This is a genomic window from Vogesella oryzagri (assembly GCF_040148885.1).
Lineage (GTDB): Bacteria > Pseudomonadota > Gammaproteobacteria > Burkholderiales > Chromobacteriaceae > Vogesella > Vogesella oryzagri.
In genome coordinates this window covers 402,555-418,508 of the sequence record NZ_JBEFLD010000003.1, presented here as the reverse complement: position 1 = coordinate 418,508, position 15,954 = coordinate 402,555, and the positions used below count along the sequence as shown (strand labels likewise).

The following is a 15,954-nucleotide window of genomic DNA, read 5'->3' as shown; positions in this document are numbered from 1 at the left end:
GCCATGCGCACATTCCTGATTGCCCCGGTCGGCTTTGACGCCGGCTTGACCTCAGTCTCGCTGGGCCTGGTGCGCGCGCTGGAGCAGGACGGCCTGAAAGTGGGCTTCGTCAAGCCGGTCGCCCAGGGCGGCAACGGCGACGAGCCAGAGCGCTCCACCCACTTTGCCCGCGAGCTGTGCCACCTGAACGCACCGGCACCGATCAGCATGGAACGCGCCGAGCACCTGCTGAGCCAGGGCCAGCTCGACCAGCTGCTGGAAGAGGTGGTAAGCCTGTACCAGCAGGCCGCGGCCAACGTGGACGTGGTGATTGTGGAAGGTCTGGTGCAGGACCAGCAGCACGTGTTCACCACCTATATCAACAGCAAGCTGGCGCGCACCCTGCAGTGCGACGTGGTGCTGGTGAGCAGCGGCGGTGACATGCCCAGCCACGAGCTGGCGGAAAAGCTGGAAATCGCCATCCAGGCCTTCAATGGCGGCAGCGGCCACATCGCCGGCTACATCCTCAACCGCCTGCCGGCCGAGCAGCAGGCCAGAACGTTGGCCGCAGAAATCTCCGCCAGCAGCCGGCTGATCCAGACGCGACGCATTCCGTGCCTGGGTGGCATTCCGCTGGAGCCGGAGCTGATGGCGCCGCGCACGCTGGACGTGGCCAACTACCTGAAAGCACGCCTGCTGCACGCCGGCCAGCTGACCCGCCGCCGCGTGCTGAGCATGTCGGTGATGGCGCGCTCGGTGCCGCACATCGTGCACCTGCTCAAGCCCGGCGCGCTGATCATCGCCCCCGGCGACCGCGAAGACGTGATCCTGGCCACCGCCATGGCGGCGCTCAATGGCGTGCCGCTGGCCGGGCTGCTGCTGACCTGCGGCGCCGAGCCGGACCCGCGCGTGGCGCAGCTGTGCCACAAGGCGTTCACCAGCGGTCTGCCGGTGCTGTCGATCGACACCAACACGCTGGATACCACCACGCTGATCGCCGCGATGAACCGCCAGGTGCCGTCCGACGATCTGGAACGCATGGAGCGGGTGGTGGATTTTGTCGCCGAGCATCTGAACACCGCCACGCTGCAGCAACGCATCGGCGAAACCAGCGAAAAACGCCTGTCGCCGCCGGCGTTCCGCTACCAGCTGATGGAAAAGGCGCGCCGCGCCGCCAAGCGCATCGTGCTGCCGGAAGGCAACGAGCCGCGCACGGTGAAGGCCGCCGCTATCTGCCACGAAAAAGGTATCGCCCACTGCGTGCTGATCGGCGACCGCGACGAGATCACCCATGTGGCCGAGGCACAGGGCATCACCCTGCCGGCCAGCGTGGAGATCGTCGACCCCAACGAGGTGCGCGCCCATTACGTGGCGCCGATGGTGGCGCTGCGCAAGAGCAAGGGCCTGAACGCGCCGATGGCCGAGCAGCAGCTGGAGGACAACGTGGTGCTGGGCACCATGATGCTGGCGCTGAACGAGGTGGACGGGCTGGTATCCGGCGCGGTGCACACCACCGCCAACACCATCCGCCCGGCGCTGCAGCTGATCAAGACCGCGCCGGCCGCCAAACTGGTATCCAGCGTGTTCTTCATGCTGATGCCGGACCAGGTATTGGTGTACGGCGACTGCGCGGTGAACCCGGACCCGAGTGCGGAAGAGCTGGCCGACATCGCCATCCAGAGCGCGGACTCCGCCGCCGCCTTCGGCATCCCGCCGCGCGTGGCGATGATCTCCTACTCCACCGGCTCCTCCGGCAGCGGTGACGACGTGGAGAAGGTGCGCGAAGCCACCCGCATCGCGCGCACCAAGCGCCCGGGACTGCTGATCGACGGCCCGATGCAGTACGACGCCGCCAGCGTGGAAAGCGTTGGCCGTCAGAAGGCGCCGGACAGCCCGGTGGCCGGCCGCGCCAATGTGTTCGTGTTCCCGGACCTGAACACCGGCAACACCACCTACAAGGCGGTGCAGCGTTCCGCCGGCGTGGTGTCGGTGGGGCCGATGCTGCAGGGGCTGAAGAAGCCGGTGAACGACCTGTCGCGCGGCGCGCTGGTGGACGATATCGTCTACACCATAGCCCTTACCGCCATCCAGGCCGAACAACTGCCGGCGGAGTAAGGCCGTAGCCCGGATAAGCCGCAGCACATCCGGACGCTGAACGTGACAATGCCCCCGCCTGGCGGGGGCATTGTCTTTGCGGCCAACCTTGCGTGCGCTAACTGCTGCCGAGATCGAACTCCACCCCCGGCGTGGCTTCCGGCCGGTTGGCATGCTGTATCGCGCGACAGGCGGCCACCGCCTCGCTGCGCCGCGGCTCATCCAGCTTGTCCCACAAATCACTTACCGCCGCCGCCAGCAACTGCCCGCCCAGGCATTCACTGCTGGCATCCAGCACCTGCGCCAGCGCCTGCAACTGCAGCGCCTGATCGGCGCCCAGTGGCAGCTTTTGCAGCCGCACCGACGAGCTCTTCACATCGCAACAGGCCAGGCCGTGATCGCGGCGCGACAGCAGATCGCTTACCTGTTTGTCCAGCATCTGTCCCATGATTCATCTCCATCCCGGTTGTGTGTCCTCAGCATAGGTCAGTGGCGGCGGTTTTCCAGCCTGCACCGCTGGCGCGCAATCTTTGAAAACAATTGTAAGCAAGCAAAAAAAACCGTTGCCAGCCAGCCGCTTGTCGAATTCAAACAATTGTTTTAGCCTGTTGCTCGCTGCATAGACAGCAACAACAAAGCACGAGCCGCGCCCACCCAAGAGGCGCCGCCAACACGACAACGCGAGGAAACAACATGTCTCTCAACGCCATCACCGAGTGGTTCATTCCGGAGGCCATCCGCCAGGATGCCGAAGGCCTGATCCGCGCCCGCACCGTGGTCAGCGTCGGCCTGCTGGCCGGGCTGATCGCCCCGCTGTTCGCTATCTCCTACTTCAAGCTGCACCACCCGGCAATGGGCACCGGCATCGTGGTAGGCGGCATGGCCATGCTGCTGGGTGCGCTGCTGCTGAAACTCAGCGGTGCACTGCGCGTGGTGGCGCAGTTCATCGTGCTGGTGATGTACCTGATGGTGTGCTGGATGGTGTATGTGAACGGCGGCATCATGTCCACCAGCATCATGTGGTTCGCCTCGGTGCCGTTTGCCGCCATCTTCGTCAGCGGCCGCACCTCCGGCATCGCGTGGACACTGCTTACCTTCGTAATGATCGCGGTGATGTTCCTGCTGTCCGCGGCCGGTGACATTCCCCCCACACCCATCGCCCACGAAGAACTACCCATCCTGCAGGCCAAATCGCTGATCGGCCTCACCCTGGTGGTGCTGAGCCTGGCACTGTCCTACGACCGCGCCAAATCGCGCAGCTTCGCCAAGCTGGAGCAGGCGCGCGAAGCCGCCGAGCTCGCCACCCGCGCCATGAAGGAGATGATGGAACAGGTAACACGTTCCATCAGTGCCGCCTCCAGTGAAAGCCGCGATATCGCCGGCAGCACGCAGATGATTGCCCGCACCATGAGCGCACAGCGCAACCGCGCCGAGGACATGGTGGTGATCGCACAACAGATGGCGGTGGTCACCAGCCAGAACGCCGCGCAGTCGCACAGCGCCACCAGCATGGCGCACAACGCCGGCACCGCGGCCAACGATGGCGGCAGCGCCATGGATCAGGCGGTTGGCCAGCTGAACCAGGCCGGAGAAGTGATTGCCCACGCCGTGCAGCGCATGGAAGAGCTGGAACAGCGCAGCGCCGAGGTAAACGGCATCGTGCAGCTGATCCGCGACATTGCCGACCAGACCAATCTGCTGGCGCTGAACGCCGCCATCGAAGCGGCGCGCGCTGGCGAGATGGGCCGCGGCTTTGCCGTGGTGGCTGACGAAGTGCGCAAGCTGGCCGAGCGCACCCAGCACGCCACGCTGGATATCGAGCAGAAGATTGGCCTGATCGTCAGCGGCACCAACCAGGCGATAGACGCCATCCGCAACGGCAATGACCAGGTGCATGCCGGCCGCCAGCATGCGCTGGACGCGCAGCAACGCCTCTCCGGCATCATCCGCGACACCCATACGCTGGCGCAGTTGCTGCACGAAGTTTCCCAGGCCGAGGAAACGCAGAACCAGGGCTTTGCCCGCTTTGCCGGCGATATCAGCGCGGTGGGCGACTCCAGCCGTACCCTGTCCGGCGAGACCGAGACCATCGCCAGCGCCACCGAACGGCTGGACCGCTTGATGGCCGAGCTTGGCGACAGCGTGCAACAGTTTCGCCTGACGCCCGCCTGAGCAACCTGGCCGCAAAAAAAAACCGCCTGCCGGCACACCGGTCAGGCGGTTTTTTTTAAGGGTATCGCTCACGATCTCGCGAGCCAAGGCGAGACAAGGCGAAAACGGAGGAGGAAGCGGAATTGACATGAAGTCAATGCGCACCACTGAGTCGAAATCAACGCCGTATCGCCGACGCGCAGCAGATCGTGTACCACCTCTCAGGCGAAGGCCTGCTCCAGCACACTGGCCACCGCCGATTCGGCATGGTGGCCAATGGTACGCGCCTGCGGCACATGTTCGTACAGCCGCGGACTGGCATTGGCCATGCGGTGCGGGTGCCCCACCAGCTGCAGCATTTCCACGTCGTTCTGCGCATCGCCGAACGCCGCGCAGTGCTCGGCGGCGATACCCAGCCGTGCCAGCAGCAGCGACAGCGCGCTGCCCTTGCTCACCCCCGGCGCCATCACCTCCAGGTAGCAATCCTGCGAGTACACCAGCGCCAGCTGGCCCTCGAAGCGGTACAGGATGTCCTGCTCGATGGCCGCCAACTGCGCCGGCGCCGCGTAGTAGATGATCTTGGCCACATTACTGCCGTGGTAGTCCGCCAGGCTGGCCACCTGCTGCGATTTACCGGCATAGGCCTGCAGCGCACCGTGGTAACGGCAGGCCAGACGCTGCTCATCCAGGTACAGCGCGATTTCGGCTTCGCCGGCCAAGCCCGGCTGCACCAGCTTGTTCACCAGTGCCGGCGGCAGGTTGGCCGCATACAGCTCGCGGTCGTCGTGGGCATGCACACGGGCGCCGTTGGAGCTGATCACGCTGATCGGCAGATCACTGCCCGCCGCCAGAATGTCGCGCACATCGCGGTGGTGACGGCCGGTGGCGACGATCAGCTGGCAGCCGGCAGCGGCGGCGCGGCGCAGCGCCTGCCAGCTGCGGGCGTTAACGCGGGAGTCGGCATCCAGCAGGGTGCCGTCCAGATCGGTGGCAATGGCGCGGAACATGGCAATCTCCGATGAAGTGACTGCTCAATTGTGCACCTTCATGCACAAACGCGCAAACAATCGTGCAAAAACGTGTGCAATCTTGTCCAGAAAATTGACCTGCCGCGCCCGATGTTGCACGATTGCGCAAACTTCACCGGTCAATCACGCATGAACACCGATATCCGCCTGCCGCGCCCCGGCAACACCAGCCTGCCCAGCGACCGCCAGCTCTACATCCGCCAGCTGCTGCTGCAGGACGGCCGCGTACTGGCCACCGAACTGGCGCAGACGCTGGGGGTGTCGGAAGACTCCATCCGCCGCGACCTGCGCGAGCTGGCCGCCAGCGGCGTGTGCAAGCGCGTCTACGGCGGTGCCATCGCCATGACACCCAACACCGGCAGCTTCAGCGAGCGCAGCCACGAGAACGTGGCCAGCAAGGTAAGGTTGGCCGCCGCCGCGGTGCAGCTGCTGCAGGCGGGGCAATTCGTGTTTCTGGATTCCGGCACCACCAATCTGGAGATTGCCCGCGCGCTGCCGGACATGCCGCTGACAGTGGCCACCAATTCCATTCCCATTGCCGCCGCCCTGCTCGGCCGCCAGCAGTTCGACGTTACCCTGGTGGGCGGGCGCATGGATCACCGCATCGGCGGCACCATCGGCACCGCCGCCGCGCTGGAGGTGCAGGCGATGCGGCCGGACATCTGTTTTCTGGGCACCTGCTCGGTAGACATCGAGCTGGGCATCGGCACCACCATCGCCGAAGAGGCCGCCTTCAAGCGCCTGCTGGTGCGGCAGTGCAGTCAGATCGTGCTGGCGGTCACCAACCAGAAGCTGGGCACCGCCTCGCCGTTCGCGGTGACGCCGCTGAACGAAGTCAGCCGGCTGGTGATCGAGGCCGATGCCGAGCCGTACAAGGTGCAGCAGCTGCAGGGCAGCGGCGTACCGCTGCTGTTCGCCGCGCGCGGCTAGCGGCGTAAAAACAAAAACGGCGCCCAGCCTGTGCTGGAGCGCCGTTTTGCATGCGGCCAATGTTGGCCGCAAGAGCATGGCTTACACGCGTTCACCCCACAGGTCGTGCTCGCTGGCGTCGACGATGTCCACCTCGACGAAGTCGCCAACCTGCAGATCGGCAGCATCCTCCACGAACACCAGGCCGTCGATTTCCGGCGCATCGGCATAGCTGCGGCAGATGGCAGTACCCTCTTCGTCGATCTCGTCCACCAGTACGGTGTAGCGGCGACCGACGCGGGCAGCCAGGCGCGCGGCGGAGATTTCCGCCTGCACTTCCATGAAGCGCTCCTTGCGCGCCTCCTTGACGTCTTCCGGCACCGGGTCGGCCAGTTCGTTGGCGGCGGCGCCTTCCACCGGCGAATAGGTGAAACAGCCGACGCGGTCCAGCTGCGCTTCGCGAATGAAGGCCAGCAGCTCGTCGAAGTCTTCTTCGGTTTCGCCCGGGAAGCCGACAATGAAGGTGGAGCGGATCACCAGATCCGGGCAGATTTCGCGCCACTTCTTGATGCGGCCCAGCACGTTGTCGCTGTTGGCCGGACGCTTCATCAGCTTCAGGATCTTCTGGCTGGCGTGCTGGAACGGGATGTCCAGGTACGGCAGGATCTTGCCTTCCGCCATCAGCGGAATGATTTCGTCCACGCTCGGGTACGGGTAGACGTAGTGCAGACGCACCCAGATGCCGTGCTTGCCCAGCTCTTCGCACAGTTCCAGCAGGCGGGTCTTGATCGGACGGCCGTTGTGGAAGCCCAGCTTGTATTTCACGTCCACACCGTAGGCGGAAGTGTCCTGCGAGATGATCAGCAGTTCCTTCACCCCGGCCTTGGCCAGGTTGGCCGCCTCGGCCAGCACGCTGTCGATGGCGCGGCTGTCCAGGTCGCCGCGCATGGACGGGATGATGCAGAAGGTGCAGCGGTGGTTACAGCCTTCGGAAATCTTCACGTAGGCGTAGTGCTTGGGCGTCAGGCGCACGCCGATGTCCGGCACCAGGTCGACGAACGGATCATGCGGCTTGGGCAGGTGGGTGTGCACGTGGGTCATCACCTCGTCGGTGGCGTGCGGGCCGGTGATGGCCAGCACCGACGGGTGCGCGTCCTTCACCACGTCGCCCTTGGCGCCCAGACAGCCGGTGACGATCACCTTGCCGTTTTCGTTCAGTGCCTCGCCGATGGCGTCCAGCGATTCCTGCACCGCGGCATCGATAAAGCCACAGGTGTTGACCACCACCAGGTCGGCACCATCGTATGTACCGGAAATTTCATAACCCTCAGCACGCAGGCGGGTGAGGATCTGCTCGGAATCGGAAGCGGCCTTAGGACAGCCCAGCGATACAAAGCCTACTTTTGGAGCAACATGCGACATGTAAGTGCCAACCCTGGAAGTTCAAAAATACAGAAAGCCGGACTCTGGCAAGCAGGGTCCGGCTGTTCTAAAGCGTTGCGGATTATAGGAAAAACCGCGCCAGAAAAAAACTGGCTAGTGCTTATTTTTTATCGTCGTCCTGGCTCGGCGGGTACGCCGGGAAGCCAAAACCGGTAAACATGGTACGCGCCTGCTCCTGCATGCGGTTCTGCATGTCGAGGAACATATTGGTGCTCTGGTCCAGGTAGCTGGTCATCATGTTCTGCATCGCCGGCCCCTGGAAATTAAGGAAGTCGGACCACAGCTTGGCGCCCAGCATCGGGTTGTCACCGTACATGGTCTTGGCCTGTTCCTGCATCCGTTGCTGCAGCTGCGCAAACATCTGCAGGTTTTTCTCCAGGAACGGCCCCATCATGCCCTGCATCGCCTGGCCGTAGTAGCGGATGAACTGGGTCAGCACTTCGTAGCTGAACATCGGCGAGCCACCGCTCTCCTCTTCCAGAATGATCTGCAGCAGCACACTGCGGGTGATGTCATCGTGGCTCTTGGCGTCTACCACCTGAATATCCACGTTATCCAGCACCAGCTGCTTTACATCCCCCAGGGTGATGTAGGAACTGGTAGCCGTATCGTACAGACGACGGTTCGGATACTTCTTGATGACCCGCTTCTCAACACTCATGTATCACTCCCAGCACTATCGTTTTGTTGTGTGCCGCCACATTACCATATTTGCAACACACTAGAGTAAAACTCCTAGGCGCTGATGTTGCACTGCGCTAAGATCGCCCCGTCATTGTGCAACGCACAATTCAGACCGTGAATATTGTGCGATGCCGCAGCAATAAAAACAACGTCTGCTGTGCAGTGACAGCCATACCAACATCAACTGCGAGTGAGGGTTTGAGATGATGACTACCAATGAGCAACTGAACAAACTGTCTTTTGGTGCACTGGATTTTGCGTTCCGCATGGCACAAATTTCCCTGGACAGCACCGAGAAATTTGCCAAGCTGAGCCTGGAGCTGTCCAAGCAATCGCTGGAAGACAATGTCAAGCTGGCCCGTGAATTGGGCGACGTGAAAGAGCCGCAGCAAGCCGTGAGCAGCCTGAACCAACTGGCTGCCCGCAACCTGGAACAAGCGGTAGCCAACTCCCGCAACGTTTACGACATCGTGTCGCAAACCCAGGCCGAACTGGGCAAGCTGGCCGAAGATAACTTCAACGAGCTGAACAAAAGCGTGATCGGCAATCTGGAAGCACTGACCAAGAACGCTCCGGCCGGCTCCGAAACGCTGGTAAACACCCTGAAGTCGGGCCTGGCTGCCAGCACTGCTGCGCTGCACACCCTGACCAAGGCTGGTCAGCAAGTAGCCGAATTCGCCGACAGCAGCGTAAAAGCCGCCACCAGCGCCACCGCCGATGCGGTGAAAAGCGCTGCCAAGCGCACCGCTGGCTAAGCCGCCGCGGGCATGACCAGGGCCGTCAACGACGGCCCTTTTGTTTTGCCAGTACAAAAAGAAAGGCCATCTTGCGATGGCCTTTCTTTTTGCAGCCTTGCGGCCAACCTAAAGGTTGGCCGCACGCCTTATACCGACAGATACGACGACTGTTTCAAGCCGCGGCAGAATTCGGCAAAGTAGACCGAACGCTCCTCACTGTTCAGCCCGGCCATACGTGCCTTGCCTTCGTAGCGGTTGAGAATTTCTTCCGGCGACAGGTGCACATAGCGCAGCATGTCCTCGATGGTGTCGTGCTCTTCCACCCCTTCGAAGCTCACCTTGCCGCCGTCGCGTACGTACACGTTTACCGAATCGGTATCGCCGAACAGATTGTGCATGTCACCCAGGATTTCCTGGTAGGCGCCCACCATGAATACCGCGATCAGGTATTCCTCGCCCGGCTCCACCGCATGCACCGGCATGCTGGATTCGATGCTCTGCTGGTCGACATAATGCTTTACCTTGCCATCGGAATCGCAGGTCAGATCCTGCAACACCGCGCGGCGGGTAGGCTGCTCGTCCAGACGGTGCAGCGGCATGATCGGCAGCACCTGGTCGATGGCCCAGGTATCCGGCAGGCTCTGGAATACCGAGAAGTTGCAGAAGTACTTGTCGGCCAGCTTGTCGGTCAGCTCGTCGTACACCTGACGCTGCGAGCGCTGGCTGGCGGTCAGTTGCGCCTGCAGGCGGCGGCACAGGGCCGCATGCACCTGCTCGGCCAGCGCCTTTTCCTTCAGCGTGATGCGGCCTTCGGCATACATATCCGACACTTCCGAGCTCAGGTGGCTGGCACGGTAGTAGGTCTCGGTCACCATTTCGGCATCGGTCAGGCTCATCAGCTCGAACAGCTTGCGCACCGGCTTGGGCAGCGCCTGCACATCGGCCACCTGCGGCACGCTGTCCGGCAGCCGTTCCACGTCGGTGACGTTCATCAGCAGCACGGCATGGTGTGCCGTCATGGCGCGGCCGGACTCGGAGAACACGCGCGGATGCGGAATGTCGTTTTCGTCGCAGAACTCGGACAACATCGACACGATCACATTGGCGTACTCGTCCATGTCGTAGTTGATGGAGCTGGCATTGCGCGAGTGGGTGCCGTCGTAGTCCACTCCCAGACCGCCGCCGACATCGACGTGGTCCACCGGCAGGCCCAGCGCGCGCAGTTCGCCGAAGTAGCGGATCGCCTCGCGGAAGCCGGCACGGTAGTCAGCGATGTTGGCGATCTGCGAGCCCATGTGGAAGTGCATCAGGCGCACATTGTCGCCGTGGCCGGCACTCACCAGCTTGTCCACCGCGGAAATCAGCTGCGCCGCGGACAGGCCGAACTTGCCTTTTTCACCACCGGTATCCGCCCACTTGCTGGACGCCAGCGACGACAGGCGCACGCGCAAGCCAATATTGGCCTTCACACCCAGCTTGGCACTTTCCTGGATCAGCAAATCGACTTCGGATTCTTTCTCGATCACCACGAACACTTCGTGGCCCAGGCGTTGGCCCATCAGTGCCAGGCGGATGAAATCGCGGTCCTTGTAGCCGTTGCAGACGATGGTGCCGCCCTTGGGCGACAGCGCCAGCACCGCCATCAGCTCCGGCTTAGAGCCGGCTTCCAGGCCGATGGACACGTCCTGGGTGGCGATGATGCTCTTCACCACTGCTTCTTGCTGATTGACCTTGATCGGGTAGATGGCGGTATAGCGGTTGCCGTAGTTCTGGCTGGCAATCGCGTTGTCGAAGGCGCGGCACAGCCGGGTGACGCGGTCTTGCAGGATGTCGGGAAAGCGCACCAGCAAGGGCATGTCCAGCCCTTTGTCGGCCAGGGTATGCGCTAGCTCGTGCAGATCGATCTCGCGCTGGTGATGCGCATTGGGACGCACCTTCACGCAGCCGTTTTCGCCGACATTGAAATAGCCAGCACCCCAATGCCGGATGCCATACAGGCTCCGGCTATCCGCCACAGTCCAAGCCATGAAAGGATTTCCTAATTATTCAGAAATGGAAAACTGCTCCTTAGTGCGCGGCTTTCGGGCTAAGAAAGCTTCATGTGGGCCTGGGATGTCGGAGCGCGCAATAAAACGGCGGTTGCCGCAAAAAACGAGCGCGGATTTTAGCAATCTCACGCCCCTTGACAAGCATAATTTTGCCGTGTCCATTTTAATGAACAAGCATGCGACCAACCCTTGGCCGCATACCACACCCTACACCGTGTACATGACTGTTTTTTAAAAGATTGCAGCAATGCGGCGATCGTAAAAAACCGGGCTGGCTCGTGCATGATTTTCGACACCAGCCCGCCGCGGGCTACAGGTAATCCTGCAGGCGATACCAACCCATGCCCAGCACCAGCGCCGGCGTGCGCAACAGCTTGCCACCCGGGAAAGCCCGGTGCCGCAAACGCTCGAACAGCGCCAGCCGGCTGTCGTCACCGGCAATAGCCTCGGCGATCACCTTGCCGGCCAGCCCGGTCACGGCCACACCATGACCGGAGAAGCCCTGTGCATAGTAGACGTTGGCCGCAAGCCGACCAAAGTCCGGCGCACGATTCATGGTGATATCGCAGAAACCGCCCCAGGCGTACTCCACGTCGACATCCGCCAGCTGCGGGAACACGCGCAACATGTCCTTGCGCATCACCGCCGCCAGATCCGCCGGCTCGCGACCGGAATAGCTGACCTTGCCGCCAAACAGCATGCGGTGGTCACCGGACAGCCGGTAGTAGTCCAGCACGAAATTGGTGTCGCACACCGCCATATTGTTGGCGATCAGCTCGCGGGCACGCGCCTCACCCAGCGGCTCGGTGGCGATCACATAGGTACCCACCGGCATGATGCGGTTTTCCAGCTTGCCGGACAGTGCCCCCACGTAGGCATTGCAGGCCAGCACCAGCTGCCGGCAACGCACGCTACCGGCGTCGGTTTTAACCAGCGGCGCCGCTCCTTCTTCATAGCTCACTACCGGCGTTTGCTCGTAAATGCTTACCCCGGCATGGCGCGCCGCCTGCGCCAGTCCCAGCAGGTAGTTCAGCGGATGGATATGCCCGGCCAGCGGGTCGAACAGCCCACCCTGGTAACGATCGGACGCCAGCAATGCGGCCAACTGTTCGCGATCCCACAGCTGGTAATGCTCGTAACCATAGAAGTCTTGCGCTTCGCGCTGCCAGCTCACCAGATCCTGAAAGTGCGACGGCTTGACCGCCGCCGTGCAGTAGCCGCGCGTCCAGTCGCACTCAATGTCATGCTGCTGCACCCGCTGCTCGATGATTTCCACCGCTTCCAGCGACATGCGCCACATCTGGCGGGCACCGGCATCGCCAAGTTGGCCGCGCAGGGTATCCATATCGCAGGCGAAGCCGGCAATCACTTGCCCGCCATTGCGCCCGGAGGCACCAAAACCGATGCGCGACGCCTCCAGCAACACCACTTGCAACCCCTGCTCCGCCAGATTCAGCGCGGTCGTCACCCCGGCAAGGCCACCGCCCACCACGCAGACATCACACTCGACCGTGCCTTGCAGCGCCTCCCCAGGCTCCCAGGGAACCGCAGTGGCGACGTAATAGGACGGGGCATGTGGCTGACGAGCGCAGTTGAGCATAAATACCTCTGGTTGATGTAAGGAAACAGGAATCAGGGAAACGCGATACTGGGCAACAAGATAGACACCTCATGACAGCGGGCTGTCGAACAGGCATGAAAAACGGCGAAGCCCTGCAAGGGCCTCGCCGTGGGAACAACAGCAGATTCAGCTGGCGACCGGAACCGGTTCCGCCTCACGCATGGCGGCAGCAATCGCCTGCTCGCGCTTGCGCTGGGCATTGAGCATCAGGTAATTGGCGACCAGCACGATCACCCCCACCACCAGTACGGTAATCGCCGCCAAGGCGTTGATTTCCGGGTTCAGCCCCAGACGCACCTTGGAGAAGATCACCTGCGGCAGCGTGGTGGAGCCCGGGCCGGACAGGAAGGCGGTGGTCACCAGATCGTCCAGCGACAAGGTAATCGACAGCAGGAAGCCGGACGCAATCGCCTGCGACACCAGCGGCAGCGTGATGACGAAGAAGATCTTCAGCGGGCGGGCACCCAGATCCATGGCGGCATCTTCCAGGTTCTTGTCGATTTCCAGCAGCCGCGAGCGCACCACCACCGACACGTAGGCCATGCACAGCGTGGTATGGCCTACCCAGATGGTGAAGAAACCGCGCTCGGACGGCACACCGATGAACTGCTCCAGCGAGATGAACAGCAGCAGCATGGACAGACCGGTAATCACCTCCGGCATCACCATCGGTGCGGTCATCATGCCGGCAAACAGCGTACTGCCGGTATAGCGCTTGAAGCGGGCCAGCACGAAACCGGCAACGGTACCCAGCATGACCGCAGCGGTAGCACTGGCCAGCGCGATCTCGATCGACAGCTTCACTGCGCTGATGATCTGCTCGTTCTGGAACAGCGAGCCATACCATTTGACCGAGAAGCCACCCCACACCGTCACCAGCTTGGAGTCGTTAAAGGAGTACACGATCAGACTGATGATGGGGATATACAGAAACAGGAAGCCCACCACCAGCACGCCCTTGAGGAACGGGGACAGTTTGTTGCCGTTATACATTGCCCTTGCCCTCCAGCTCACGGGTTTCGAAGCGATGCAGCAGCGCGATCGGCACGATCAGCAGCAGCACCATGATGATGGCCACGGAGGCCGCCATCGGCCAGTTGTTGTTGTCGAAGAACTCGTTCCACAGCACCTTGCCGATCATCAGCGTATCGGTACCACCCACCAGTTCCGGGATCACGAACTCGCCCACCGCCGGAATGAACACCATCATCGAACCGGCGATGATTCCGTTCTTGGATAGCGGCAGGGTGATCGCGCAGAACGCCTTGATCGGCCCGGCCCCCAGGTCGGCCGCGGCCTCCAGCAGGCGAACATCCATTTTCACCAGGTGCGAATACAGCGGCAGGATCATGAACGGCAGGTAGGCATACAGCATCACCAGGTACAGTGAGAAGTCGGTGTGGAACATGTGCAGCGGCTCACTGATCACCCCCAACGACAGCAGGAAGTTGTTGATCAGGCCGTTTTCGTTCAGCAGCCCCATCCAGGCATACACCCGCAGCAGGAAGGAGGTCCAGAACGGCAGCATCACCAGCATCAGCAGGATATTGCGCCGCGCCGGGTCGGTGCGGGCAATGGCATAGGCGATGGGATAACCCAGCAACAGGCACATCACGGTGGTGAAGAACGCCACCTTCAGCGACGACAGGTAGGTGGCCGCGTACAGCTCATCGGTGAAGATGAAGCTGAAGTTGCCGAAGTACAGCGACAGGCCGCGAATCACCCCCTCCTCTTCCTGCAGCAGGCTGGTGAAGGGTGGAATCGCCAGCGCCTGTTCGGCAAAGCTGATCTTCAGCACAATGAAGAACGGCACCAGGAAGAACAGCAGCATCCAGGTGTAGGGAATGGAAATGACCGCAGTCTTCCCCAACCTGAATTTGGCTTTCATTTTCAGCAGGCTCATGACCGTCTCCTTAGCGCGTCAGCACTACCGGCATATCCGGGCGCCAGCTGACATACACCGGCTCGCCCCAAGTCGGCGCCTTGACGTCGTTCTCGTGCCAATGGTTGGCCGACACCATGGATTTCACCACTTTGCCGCTACCCAGCTTGACGTGATAGATGGAGAAGCTGCCCAGGTAGGCAATGTCGTCCACCACACCGCGCGCGGTGTTCGGGCCGGCTGGCGGCGGCACCACATGCACATGCACGTCTTCCGGACGCACGCTGGCCCATACCTGCATACCTTTCGGGCCGGTAATGCCGTGATCGATCATCACGCGGCCGCCCAGATCCGACGACTCGATCTCCACGCGGTCCGGCTCGTCCACCACCACCGGGCCGGCGAACATATTGGTGTCGCCGATGAATTCGGCAGTGAAGCGACAGTTGGGGTAGTCGTAGATCTCGGCCGGGGTACCGATCTGCAGCAGCTGACCTTCGGACATGATGCCGATACGGGTCGCCATGGTCATGGCTTCTTCCTGGTCGTGGGTCACCATGATGCAGGTCACCCCCACTTTTTCCAGCGTGGCCACCAGTTCCAGCTGAGTCTGCTGGCGCAGTTTCTTGTCCAGTGCACCCAGCGGCTCGTCCAGCAGCAGCAGTTTCGGGCGTTTGGCCAGGCTACGGGCCAGCGCCACGCGCTGTTGCTGACCGCCGGACAGTTGATACGGCTTGCGCGAGCCGTACTTGCGCAGCTGCACCAGGTCGAGCATCTCCGTCACGCGGGCGTCGATTTCGCCCTTGGGCAGCTTGTCCTGCTTCAGGCCGAAGGCGATATTTTCCGCCACGCTCATGTGCGGAAACAGCGCGTAGCTCTGGAACATCATGTTGATCGGACGCTCGTACGGCGCCAGACCGGTGATGTCCTCGCCATCCAGAATGATCTTGCCGGAGGTTGGCCGCTCCATCCCCGCCAGCATGCGCAGCAGGGTGGACTTACCGCAGCCGGAGCTGCCCAGCAGGGCAAAAATCTCGTTTTTGCGGATATCCAGATCGACGCCGTCCACCGCGGCAGTCTCACCGAACCTTTTCACCACATTGCTGATGCGCAGATAGGGCGTCTCAGTTTGAGAAACAGCAGACTGTTTACCAGTTTCCACCATGATATTTCTTCCCGAATGGAGGCTGCTAAGGCCTCCGGTAATTTTCAAACAGCTGTATAAGCGACCAATTTCAACCCTACCCTGCGAGGCAAGTAGCAGGCAAGACACCAGCGGGCAGGTGAACACCGAACGCGGGGCAAACTTTCCGTGCAGAAAGCGCAAAAACCGGGTCTATCGTGCAGGGCGCAGCATACTAGCACCGACTGGCCATTG

At 62.1% G+C, this 15,954-nt stretch carries 13 protein-coding genes; 4 read left to right on the top strand and 9 right to left on the bottom strand.

What is annotated here, in order from left to right:
- Positions 1–3 precede the first annotated feature (3 nt).
- The gene (pta, locus tag ABNW52_RS07180; protein WP_349585850.1) at positions 4–2,094 is read left to right on the top strand and encodes a phosphate acetyltransferase; all 2,091 of its coding nucleotides are present in this window, start codon (positions 4–6) and stop codon (positions 2,092–2,094) included.
- Positions 2,095–2,191: 97 nt separating this feature from the next.
- Here pta and ABNW52_RS07175 read toward each other — a convergent pair whose 3' ends face one another.
- Positions 2,192–2,521 carry a hypothetical protein gene (locus ABNW52_RS07175; protein ID WP_349585848.1) on the bottom strand — a complete coding sequence of 110 codons (330 nt, stop codon included), beginning with the start codon at positions 2,519–2,521 and terminating at the stop codon, positions 2,192–2,194.
- 245 nt (positions 2,522–2,766) lie between these two features.
- On the opposite strand from ABNW52_RS07175, the gene ABNW52_RS07170 reads away from it, so the two are divergent.
- Positions 2,767–4,245, top strand: coding sequence for a methyl-accepting chemotaxis protein (locus tag ABNW52_RS07170; protein ID WP_349585846.1), 1,479 nt, complete (start codon positions 2,767–2,769; stop codon positions 4,243–4,245).
- Between the two features lie 200 nt (positions 4,246–4,445).
- Here the strand turns inward: ABNW52_RS07170 and ABNW52_RS07165 are convergent, their stop codons facing one another.
- Positions 4,446–5,231, bottom strand: a complete 786-nt coding sequence (locus tag ABNW52_RS07165) for an HAD family hydrolase (RefSeq protein WP_349585844.1) — start codon at positions 5,229–5,231, stop codon at positions 4,446–4,448.
- Between the two features lie 150 nt (positions 5,232–5,381).
- Between ABNW52_RS07165 and ABNW52_RS07160 the strand changes: the two genes are divergently transcribed.
- On the top strand, positions 5,382–6,182 hold the full coding sequence (locus ABNW52_RS07160) for a DeoR/GlpR family DNA-binding transcription regulator (protein WP_349585842.1): 801 nt from the start codon (positions 5,382–5,384) through the stop codon (positions 6,180–6,182).
- Positions 6,183–6,263: 81 nt separating this feature from the next.
- Here the strand turns inward: ABNW52_RS07160 and rimO are convergent, their stop codons facing one another.
- Both rimO and phaR read right to left on the bottom strand, forming a co-directional pair.
- Positions 6,264–7,583 carry a 30S ribosomal protein S12 methylthiotransferase RimO gene (rimO, locus tag ABNW52_RS07155; protein ID WP_349585841.1) on the bottom strand — a complete coding sequence of 440 codons (1,320 nt, stop codon included), beginning with the start codon at positions 7,581–7,583 and terminating at the stop codon, positions 6,264–6,266.
- Positions 7,584–7,704: 121 nt separating this feature from the next.
- Complete coding sequence (gene phaR, locus ABNW52_RS07150) at positions 7,705–8,265, bottom strand: polyhydroxyalkanoate synthesis repressor PhaR (RefSeq protein WP_349585839.1); 561 nt, start codon at positions 8,263–8,265, stop codon at positions 7,705–7,707.
- Positions 8,266–8,491: 226 nt separating this feature from the next.
- Between phaR and ABNW52_RS07145 the strand changes: the two genes are divergently transcribed.
- The gene (locus ABNW52_RS07145) at positions 8,492–9,043 is read left to right on the top strand and encodes a phasin family protein (protein ID WP_349585837.1); all 552 of its coding nucleotides are present in this window, start codon (positions 8,492–8,494) and stop codon (positions 9,041–9,043) included.
- A gap of 128 nt (positions 9,044–9,171) precedes the next feature.
- Here ABNW52_RS07145 and speA read toward each other — a convergent pair whose 3' ends face one another.
- The 5 genes from speA to ABNW52_RS07120 form a co-directional block, all read right to left on the bottom strand.
- The gene (speA, locus tag ABNW52_RS07140; protein ID WP_349585836.1) at positions 9,172–11,052 is read right to left on the bottom strand and encodes an arginine decarboxylase; all 1,881 of its coding nucleotides are present in this window, start codon (positions 11,050–11,052) and stop codon (positions 9,172–9,174) included.
- A gap of 331 nt (positions 11,053–11,383) precedes the next feature.
- The gene (locus ABNW52_RS07135; protein WP_349585834.1) at positions 11,384–12,673 is read right to left on the bottom strand and encodes an NAD(P)/FAD-dependent oxidoreductase; all 1,290 of its coding nucleotides are present in this window, start codon (positions 12,671–12,673) and stop codon (positions 11,384–11,386) included.
- Positions 12,674–12,820: 147 nt separating this feature from the next.
- The gene (locus tag ABNW52_RS07130) at positions 12,821–13,687 is read right to left on the bottom strand and encodes an ABC transporter permease subunit (RefSeq protein WP_349585832.1); all 867 of its coding nucleotides are present in this window, start codon (positions 13,685–13,687) and stop codon (positions 12,821–12,823) included.
- Positions 13,680–14,597, bottom strand: coding sequence for an ABC transporter permease subunit (locus tag ABNW52_RS07125; protein WP_349585830.1), 918 nt, complete (start codon positions 14,595–14,597; stop codon positions 13,680–13,682). The genes ABNW52_RS07130 and ABNW52_RS07125 overlap by 8 nt, the downstream gene beginning before the upstream one ends.
- A gap of 10 nt (positions 14,598–14,607) precedes the next feature.
- On the bottom strand, positions 14,608–15,741 hold the full coding sequence (locus tag ABNW52_RS07120; protein ID WP_349585829.1) for an ABC transporter ATP-binding protein: 1,134 nt from the start codon (positions 15,739–15,741) through the stop codon (positions 14,608–14,610).
- Positions 15,742–15,954: the final 213 nt, after the last annotated feature.

Excerpts from the sequence above, each read along its gene's own strand:
- ABNW52_RS07160 (WP_349585842.1), top strand. The coding sequence starts at position 5,382 with ATGAACACCGATATCCGCCTGCCGCGCCCCGGCAACACCAGCCTGCCC.
- ABNW52_RS07175 (WP_349585848.1), bottom strand. The coding sequence starts at position 2,521 with ATGGGACAGATGCTGGACAAACAGGTAAGCGATCTGCTGTCGCGCCGC.
- ABNW52_RS07130 (WP_349585832.1), bottom strand. The coding sequence starts at position 13,687 with ATGTATAACGGCAACAAACTGTCCCCGTTCCTCAAGGGCGTGCTGGTG.
- ABNW52_RS07145 (WP_349585837.1), top strand. The coding sequence starts at position 8,492 with ATGATGACTACCAATGAGCAACTGAACAAACTGTCTTTTGGTGCACTG.
- pta (WP_349585850.1), top strand. The coding sequence starts at position 4 with ATGCGCACATTCCTGATTGCCCCGGTCGGCTTTGACGCCGGCTTGACC.
- ABNW52_RS07120 (WP_349585829.1), bottom strand. The coding sequence starts at position 15,741 with ATGGTGGAAACTGGTAAACAGTCTGCTGTTTCTCAAACTGAGACGCCC.
- phaR (WP_349585839.1), bottom strand. The coding sequence starts at position 8,265 with ATGAGTGTTGAGAAGCGGGTCATCAAGAAGTATCCGAACCGTCGTCTG.
- ABNW52_RS07165 (WP_349585844.1), bottom strand. The coding sequence starts at position 5,231 with ATGTTCCGCGCCATTGCCACCGATCTGGACGGCACCCTGCTGGATGCC.
- rimO (WP_349585841.1), bottom strand. The coding sequence starts at position 7,583 with ATGTCGCATGTTGCTCCAAAAGTAGGCTTTGTATCGCTGGGCTGTCCT.
- ABNW52_RS07170 (WP_349585846.1), top strand. The coding sequence starts at position 2,767 with ATGTCTCTCAACGCCATCACCGAGTGGTTCATTCCGGAGGCCATCCGC.
- ABNW52_RS07125 (WP_349585830.1), bottom strand. The coding sequence starts at position 14,597 with ATGAGCCTGCTGAAAATGAAAGCCAAATTCAGGTTGGGGAAGACTGCG.
- ABNW52_RS07135 (WP_349585834.1), bottom strand. The coding sequence starts at position 12,673 with ATGCTCAACTGCGCTCGTCAGCCACATGCCCCGTCCTATTACGTCGCC.
- speA (WP_349585836.1), bottom strand. The coding sequence starts at position 11,052 with ATGGCTTGGACTGTGGCGGATAGCCGGAGCCTGTATGGCATCCGGCAT.